Source organism: Ideonella azotifigens, assembly GCF_006519715.1.
Classification (GTDB): domain Bacteria; phylum Pseudomonadota; class Gammaproteobacteria; order Burkholderiales; family Burkholderiaceae_C; genus Ideonella; species Ideonella azotifigens.
Window position 1 is genome coordinate 1 of sequence record NZ_VIDT01000224.1, and the last position, 7,904, is coordinate 7,904.

7 protein-coding genes are annotated in these 7,904 nt (G+C 67.2%); all 7 read right to left on the bottom strand.

Going from position 1 to position 7,904, the window contains the following annotated elements; genetic code table 11:
• Nucleotides 1-26: 26 nt before the first annotated feature.
• Nucleotides 27-908 (bottom strand): exosortase B, encoded by an 882-nt coding sequence (gene xrtB / locus FKP22_RS14805; protein ID WP_141288241.1) that lies wholly within the window; start codon nt 906-908, stop codon nt 27-29.
• Between the two features lie 16 nt (nt 909-924).
• Nucleotides 925-1,866 carry a polysaccharide biosynthesis tyrosine autokinase gene (locus FKP22_RS14810; protein WP_141288242.1) on the bottom strand — a complete coding sequence of 314 codons (942 nt, stop codon included), beginning with the start codon at nt 1,864-1,866 and terminating at the stop codon, nt 925-927.
• Between the two features lie 17 nt (nt 1,867-1,883).
• Complete coding sequence (gene epsF, locus FKP22_RS14815) at nt 1,884-3,308, bottom strand: chain length determinant protein EpsF (RefSeq protein ID WP_141288243.1); 1,425 nt, start codon at nt 3,306-3,308, stop codon at nt 1,884-1,886.
• An 18-nt stretch (nt 3,309-3,326) separates the two neighbouring features.
• A complete protein-coding gene (gene epsE, locus FKP22_RS14820; protein WP_231011744.1) occupies nt 3,327-4,256 on the bottom strand; it encodes a polysaccharide export protein EpsE in 930 nt (309 codons plus the stop codon).
• 26 nt (nt 4,257-4,282) lie between these two features.
• On the bottom strand, nt 4,283-5,233 hold the full coding sequence (locus FKP22_RS14825) for an EpsD family peptidyl-prolyl cis-trans isomerase (RefSeq protein ID WP_170200912.1): 951 nt from the start codon (nt 5,231-5,233) through the stop codon (nt 4,283-4,285).
• A gap of 382 nt (nt 5,234-5,615) precedes the next feature.
• Nucleotides 5,616-6,935, bottom strand: coding sequence for a hypothetical protein (locus tag FKP22_RS14830; protein ID WP_141288245.1), 1,320 nt, complete (start codon nt 6,933-6,935; stop codon nt 5,616-5,618).
• Between the two features lie 211 nt (nt 6,936-7,146).
• Complete coding sequence (locus FKP22_RS14835) at nt 7,147-7,800, bottom strand: response regulator transcription factor (RefSeq protein ID WP_141288246.1); 654 nt, start codon at nt 7,798-7,800, stop codon at nt 7,147-7,149.
• Between the last annotated feature and the right edge of the window lie 104 nt (nt 7,801-7,904).

The window sequence follows — 7,904 nt, forward strand, 5'->3', positions numbered from 1 at the left end:
CACCGGCGGCAGGCTGGTCACGCCGCTCATTGCTTGCCTCCGCGTGCCAGGGACAGCCGGCGCAGGCCGCTGTCCACGGCGATGATCAGCAGCAAGGCCGTGAGGAACAGCAGCAGCCCGGAGAACTGGTGCAGGAAGCCCTGCCCCACTGCATCGCCCAGGTGGTAAGTGATCAGGCACAGCGCCGCCACCCGCACCACGTTGGCCGTGAAGCTGACCGGCACCACCAGGATCGCCAACGCCACATTGCGCAGCGCCGAAGAATGCCGCACCACATTCAGGTACAGCAATCCCAGCGCTTCCAGCGTGAACAGCGACTGGATGCCGGCGCAGGCATCGGCCACCAGCAATTGGTACTGCCCGATCTGCAGGACCACGCCGGTGCGGGCAATTGGGTAGCCCAGGCTGCGCAGCAGCCATTCGGCGACGGCAGAAACGGCAGCCTTCATCGGCTGGGTCAGCAGGTCGACCCAGCTGTCGGGCAACGGCACGACGAACAGCAGGAAAAACAACGGGAAGGCCACGGTGCGCAGGCCAGCGCCACCCTGCTGCAGCAGCACGCAGGCCGCCACCATCGGAATCAGCGAACCGATCTCGAACACGTAGGTCGATTGCGATCGACCCAGCACGTAGAGCAGCAAGCCCGCGACCAGCAGCAGCCAACCGGCAACAAGGGCGGGCCGGCGCCCGTCCGCGGCATTCAGCGCCGGCCACTGGCGCCAGAACAACCAGCCGGCCACCAGCAGCACCAGCGGGCCATGGCCCTGCCGGTCGGTGCCCCACAGATCACGTGCCAGCGCCAGCAGGGCCGGCACATACATCACCGCCAGCCCCAGCGCCAGCCAGCCCCATGCCCACGCCGCCTGGCCGGAGCGCAGCGGTCGGGAGGGGCTCAGCACCGAGCTCATCAGGCTGTGCACCCGCTCAGCGGTCGTTCATCACCACGCCGGTCAGCGTGGTGTTGGCGGCACTCAGCAAGGCGCTCAGTTCCTGCAGCGTGGCCACCTGACTGGCATGCTTGCGCGCCAGCACCAGCGCCTGGCCACAGCGGGCGGAGACCACCAATGCATCCGCGCCGTATTCGGCAGCCGGCGTGTCGACGATGACATGGTCGAAGCGCTGCTGCAGCTCGTGCATCAGCAAACCGAAGGCCGGGCGCTCCAGCAGCTCCAGAGGATTCGGCGGGCGGGTGCCAGCCGGGCAGACAAACAGATCCGGCACACCGGGCACCGGCTTGATCACCGAGTCGCCATGGCGGCCGGACAGCAGGCCCGACAGGCCCAGGTCGTTGGGCACACCGAACACCTCGTGCAGCCGCGGGCCGCGAAGGTCGGCGTCGACCACCAGCGTGCGCTGGCCCAGCTGGCTCAGCGCCACCGCCAGGTTGGCGCAGAAATAGGTCTTGCCATCTTCGGAATTGGGGCTGACCACGGCCAGCGCGCGCCGGCGCGTGCGCACCGGCCCTTCGGCACCGCCCAGGCGCAGCTGCAGTTGCGAGCGGATCATGCGGAAGGCCTCGGCCTGGTGGCCAAACGGCTGGTTCAGCGCGACCAGCTCGGGGCTGAGGCGCTGGCTCTCGTCGCTGCCGTAGGCATAGTTGAACTGCAGCGACAGCGCACGCAGCACGTCGTCGTGCGACACCAGGCCGAGCTCGATGGCGGCCTCGCCAAAACGCAGGCCGTTCTCGCGCTGGTGGCTGCCCACTTTCTCGATCTGTTCGGGCGACAGCTGGCGCAGCTCGGCAAGGATCTCGCCCAGCGTGCGCGTGCCGTCCGCAGGGGTGTGCGATGGCGTGCCGTCTTCGGCATCCGACGGCATGGGCCTGGCCGCCTTCGGGCGGGGGGCGAGGATGTCCTGCAAATTCATCGAATCGCTCCTTGGCTTCAACGGCGGGCCGGGGTCAGCGCGCGGCCGGTGACCACGCGCTGCTTGAGTTGTTGGGCGTTCAGCTTGGGGTTGCGCGGTGTCGGCAACACGCCCAGCATCGGCAAGCCCAGCGCCTGCACCAGATCTCCTGGGCCACGCACCCTGCGGTCACGCAATTCGGCCACCAGTGCAGCGAGCGCGGCGAAGAACAGGCCGGCGAAAACCGAGGCCACCAGGTTGAGCAGGCGCTTGGGCGATGACGCACTGGCGGGCACCACGGCAGGGCTCAGCGGATTCACGTTGGATTGCTGCACATGGGTTTCAAGCGCCGTCTGGCTTTGTCGGCCCGCCAGAAGGTCGTAGACACGCTGCGCGTTATCCACGTCACGCTGCAGCACGCCCATGCTGTCTCTGACCTGCTTGAGCGACAGCAATTTGGTACGTTGCTGGTCCAACTGGGTGCGCAGATCACCCAAGCGCGCAGCATTGATGCTGGCACTCACGCCAACGCTGCCGGAGGCACGCGCCATTTCGCTGGCCAGCCGGTTACGCAACTCGGCGACCTGGGTCTGGGCCTGCTGGACCTGAGGGTGGTTGGCACCCAAACGCATGCCGAGTTCCTTGAGGTTGCCCTCGGCCCGCCCCAGGTCGAGCTTCAGGCTAGACACGACCGGGTTGGTCAGCGTTTCGGCGAGTTGATCGGAGTGGCCGCCACGGACCTGTGCCTGACGACTCTGGCTTTCGGACGACAGGGCCTGCAGTGTCACCAACTGGCTGCTGAGTTCATTGAGCCGCATGGTCTCCACGTCGATGCGCTCGTCGCTGCCGATCACGCCGTGCTCACGCTGAAAGGCGCTCAGCTTGGCCTGCGCGGCCTCCAGCGTGTTGCGTGCATCCTTGCTGCGCTGGTCGAAGAAGTCGCTGTACTGCCGGGCGGGGTCGACCCGCAATTCCAGCGTCGTCTGCATGTAGGCCTGCACATAGGCATTCGCCATCGTCGCGGCGAAGTCGGGATCGGCCGCTTCATAGCTGACGAACATCACGTTGCTCTCGCGGCTCGGACGCACGTCCAGCGAAACCGCAAGCACCCTGGCCAGCCAGTCTTCCACCGTGCCCACGCCGTTGGTCGCCGACAGCCAGGCGGCGCGCAACGCCGGGTTCTGATCCAGCTTCAGGTTCTGGATCACACGGCGCGTCACACGATCACTCTCGACGATGTCGACCTGCGTGGCCATCAGCGTTGCATTGACGCCGCCGCCAGCCACCATGCCGGTCAGCGGGTCAGGCTTGACGTCCATCACCACACTGGCCGAGGCGGTGTACTTCTTGGTCATCAACAGCGTCACGGCCATCGCCAGCAGCACGGTGGTCGCGAGCACCGCGAGCGCCAGCTTCCAGCGGCCTTGCAACACGGCAATGAATTGGGGCAGTGAGAGGGTCATGATGGCTTGCGTCTCCGCTCAGAACAGGCTTTCGCGCACGTAGATCACGTCGCCGTCGCGCAGCGCGTCGTCCATGCCGGGCTCGACGACCGCGGTATGGCCGTCCAGCATGCGGCGGTGCAGGCGAATGCCCTTGTCGGTCCCGCGCAGCGTCAAGCCGCCGCCGGCCGCCAGGCCTTGCAGCAGCGTCATGCCGCGCTCCAGGCGCAACATGCCGGGCTTTTGCACCTGGCCATAGATGAAGAACACCGGCGCGCGGTCGACGAAGATCACGTCGTTGCCCTGCAGCATGATGTCGTCGGGCCGCTGCTCACCGCTGAAGACCTGCGGCAGGTCGACCAGCTTGCGAAAGGCCTTGCCATCACGAATGCCGACCACGGTGATCTGGTCGCTGCCCAGCGAAGGCTGGATGCCGCCAGCCTGCGCCAGCACGTCACTGAGACGGGTCTGCGCGGTTTCGAGGGGATAGCGACCCGGCCGCTGCACCTGGCCGAGCACGCTGACCTGGCTGCTGCGCGCCGTCATCAACAGCACGCTGACCTGCGGGTTCTTGACGAAATCGCCCTTGCGCAACCCGTCAGCGATCACTCGCTCTGACTCGCCAACCGTCAAGCCGCCCAGTTTCAGCGCACCCAGCAGGGGATAGGAAATGAGCCCGTTGTCGGACAACCGGGTTTCCATCGTCAGGTCCGGGTTCTGGTAGACCAGCACGCGCACCAGGTCACCGCCACCCAGCCGGTATTCGGCCAGCGGCGCGGCTGGCGCGGTCGCCGCAGCGCTGGGCGAAACACCCACTGCGGCTGCCGCGCCCTGGGCCCAGCCGGAGGCAGGCGAGGTGGACATCAGCAAGGCTGCCGCGGCCATCGCGGCGGCAGCCTTGCAGCGGGTTCGCATGCGCTGCCATGCGGCCAGCAGCGCCGCACCACGGGGCAGCACGGCGGCAGCCATGTCACAAAAGGAAACAGGTACAACAATCATGGCAATCCCAGGCCTTTTTTCAGCTGCCCATCGTCAAGTGCGGTGCCGGAGGCGGCGGCTGCAGCGGGCTCCGCCTGGGCCACCGTCTTCACCGGACCGGCACCCGCAAACGGCCCCTGGTATTCCAGCTTCGCTGTGCCGCGCAGCCGCTTGACCTCGGCCAGCGCCGCCAGGCGCTTGTGTTCGTTGACCAGCGCCTGCTCGATCACCGGCCGGGCCTGGTCCAGTGCCACCGGCGAGGACTGGCGCGCCGTGACGAACCAGACATGCGCCCCGCCGTTGGCCGCCTGGACAGCGCCATGCCCGGCCGGCAGTGCGGCGAGTTGCGGCACGAGATCCAGTGGCAGGGTCTCTGCCGCCTGGGTCGACTGGGTGGATGCGTGCGCCAGCGACTGGCTGGCCGCCCAACTGGCGACGGCCTCCACGCCCTTGCCTTCCTGCGCCTTGGCCTGCAGCTCGGGCAGGCGGGCTTCTGGCAACGCAACGTCCATTTGCACCAGCGTGTAAATCTGGCGCTCGGCAAACAGCTCGGGATGAGCCCGGTAGTAGGCCTGGACCTCGGTGGCATTCGGCGCGCCAACACCGCCGATGATGCGTTCGATGTAGGCACGGGCGATCACGTCGCGCCTGGCGGCCTCGATGGCGGCCACCACGGTCGGCTCGCGGTCGACCTTCTGGTCCAGCGCCTGCTGCAGCGCCAGCTCCTGGTCGATCAGCCGCTCCAGCACCTCCCGGCTGGCAGCCTGGACCTGCTCGGGCCCCAACTGTCGGCTTTGGGCCAGTTGCTGATTGATCTGATGCACAGTGATGTCGCGTTCATTGACGCGCACGGCGACCTGGGTGGCGACCGAGGACTCACTGCTGCGGCCGCAACCCGCCAGCATTGCGGCGGCCGCGAGGCCGACCAGCAAGCCGGCCGCTGCCGGCCTGGTACTGCTTCTTGACATGACACTCCCATCTGGCGAGATCGCCGGTACGGGGTTTTGTCCAGGACCCGGACGCCGCGCTCTGCAGGCGCTTGACGAACCGGGGGCAAACCTGAACCTCACCCCACCACCAAGGGCGGGAGGCACGGCCGACCCCTGACAGTCGACCCCGCAACCCACACCACACACCATCGAACCCGCCCTGCGCAACATGCGCTGGCCGGACCCAAAGGGCGATTAACTCGGGGTAAGCCCTGAGCAAGAAGCATGCGCAGCTGTGGTGCAGACGTGAAAAAGGCCGCCCGGGCATGGCCCGGGCGGCCTCATGAGAAAACACGTTTTTCAGTGAATCGCCGGCTCGCTCACCTGCCGTGCGGCGCTGCGAACAAAGACCCTGCTGCCTTCACTGGCAGCCAGCGACGCTGCTGGCGTCGAAGCTGTAGGCATAGGCCTTCTGCACACCGTTCTTGGTGTACTGCATCAGCATTGGCGAGACGCCTGACGGCACCTTCGAAGGCGTCTCGATGCGCGGGTGGTCGAAGTTCAGGCCGTTGTCGGTGGTGGCCTGCGGATGGGTCATGCGGTCGGTGCAGACGAAGCTGCCCTTGGCACCGCGCGAGGCCGACTGGTAGAGCCGCGGCATCGAGCCGGCATTGACCACCAGCGCCACTTGCGAGCCGCCCATCCAGCTCATCTGCGGGTAGCCCGCGTTGATGCTGTCGCTGGTCAGCTGGGTGGCGGGCACGGACCAGGCCAGCACGTTGGCAGCAGCGTTGTAGCGCAGGTAGAACGGGAAGCCGGCATTGACGAAGGCCAGGTGCATGTAGCCCTGGTCGTCCGTGGCCAGGCTGAAGTGGCTGGCCATCGGGTCGGTGTCGACATTGTTCGGGTCGCCCGGGTCCAGCGTCTGCTGCGCCTGCCACGGATCCTGCGGCGTGCCGCCAGCCGGGCGTTGCTGCCAGAAGATGCCTTCGCGAACCGAATACACCACGCCAATGCCATTCGGCGTCAGCACCAGGCGGGCGCTGCGCTGTGGTGAATCCAGTGTCGACAACGCGTCCTGCGGGCCGAAGGTGACGCCGGTGTTGATCCAGGTGTTGCCACCGGCGACGCGGTAGTAGAGCACCAGCACCGAGGTGCCGGTGACGTTGTCCTGCTCGACGAAGGAGACCCAGAAGTTGCCGGCACGGTCCTGCACCAGGCTGGGATTGGTGGCACCGGCGGAGCCGCCGGGCGTCTTGGGTCGCACGGTCTGACCCGGGCCCTTCATCTGCCAGACCTGCGTCGTCGGGTCGTACTTCAGCGGGGCAAACAGGATCTCGTCGGACGAGCCGGAATAGACCACCGACAGGACGCCGTTGCTCAGCGAACCATCCGACGTGCTCTTGGCCCCGGTGCCCGCCAGCGAAAGTGCCGCCGTCCAGGTGATGCCATCGGTGCTGTTGTAGAGCTGCAGCGAGTCGCCGCTGGTCTGCGCACCGCGGTTGGCCAGCAGGTGGTAGACGCCGTCATCGGTGATCCACATGTGCTCCTGGTGGCGGTAGGAGATCAGGCGCTGGTTGGTGCCCGACAGCGAGCTCACCGTCGGCGAGATGACACCGGCCCAGGCCGGCGCCATGCTGGCCAGCGAGCCCAGCACGCCGGCCACCAGCGCAAATGCTGCCAGGCCGGCCACACGGCGCGAAAACGCCGACCACGGGTGCGAAAAACGGTACTGCATCACGAGCAACTTCCTCCTGGAGCAACAAAACTCTGCTGCGGCATGCGCCGCGGCCCACCGGATTTCTTTTGCCCAAGCCCTGAAGCCGGCTTCACTTTGCCGGCAGCACGCCGAACACGAGACAGCGCCAGGCTGCAAGCAAGTGAAGGGCCGGCACAACGAGCCTGACAGCGGCGTGACAGGCAGCAGGCCGCCCGGTGGATGCGCGGCCTGATCAGAGTTCGATGATGCCCCGCCGCAGCGCGATCGTCACGGCATGCGTGCGGTCAACTGCGCCCAATTTGGCAAGAATGCCCTTCATGTGGGCCTTGATCGTGTCTTCCGTCACGGTAAGCAAACTCGCCACCCGCTTGTTGGAGCCGCCCTGGGCGACCAGTCGCAGGACCTCGATCTCACGCGGACTGAGCGCCTCGTCCAGCAGATGCTCGGCCAGTTCGGCGGCGATTTCCGACGGCACCAGGCGCCGGCCGGCATGCACCTGGCGGATGCCCTCCACCAGCTCCTTGCGCAGCATGCTCTTGAGCAGGTAACCGCTCACGCCGGCCTGCAGGGCACGGCGGATCTGCACATCACCCTTGTAGGTCGTCAACGCGACAATGCGGGCATGCGGCCACTCGGCGCGGATCGCAAGCGTTGCCTCCACACCGCCCATCAGCGGCATCTGCAGGTCCATCAGCGTGACATCGGGCCGGTGCAGCCGGAAGGCCTCGACGGCCTCCCGGCCATTGCCCGCCTCGGCCACCACCTGCAGGTCCGGCTGCTGCGCCAGCATGCTGGCAATGCCCTCGCGCAGCAGCGCGTGGTCGTCCACCGTCAGCACCCGGATCGGGGGCGGCGGTTCGGCGGGGCGAGGCGCTTCGGTGGTCATGCGTGAGGGAGTCAGAGATCGGAAGTGTCGTCGGATCGGGTCGGTCCATCGCCAGCGGCATGCCACCAGCGCCGCAAATGCTGCCACGGCCCGGCGCTGCGGCG

Bases quoted from the DNA above. Each gene is read 5' to 3' on its own strand.
- epsF (WP_141288243.1), bottom strand. From the start codon at position 3,308: ATGACCCTCTCACTGCCCCAATTCATTGCCGTGTTGCAAGGCCGCTGG.
- epsE (WP_231011744.1), bottom strand. From the start codon at position 4,256: ATGGCTGCCGCCGTGCTGCCCCGTGGTGCGGCGCTGCTGGCCGCATGG.
- FKP22_RS14835 (WP_141288246.1), bottom strand. From the start codon at position 7,800: ATGACCACCGAAGCGCCTCGCCCCGCCGAACCGCCGCCCCCGATCCGG.
- xrtB (WP_141288241.1), bottom strand. From the start codon at position 908: ATGAGCTCGGTGCTGAGCCCCTCCCGACCGCTGCGCTCCGGCCAGGCG.
- FKP22_RS14825 (WP_170200912.1), bottom strand. From the start codon at position 5,233: ATGTCAAGAAGCAGTACCAGGCCGGCAGCGGCCGGCTTGCTGGTCGGC.
- FKP22_RS14810 (WP_141288242.1), bottom strand. From the start codon at position 1,866: ATGAATTTGCAGGACATCCTCGCCCCCCGCCCGAAGGCGGCCAGGCCC.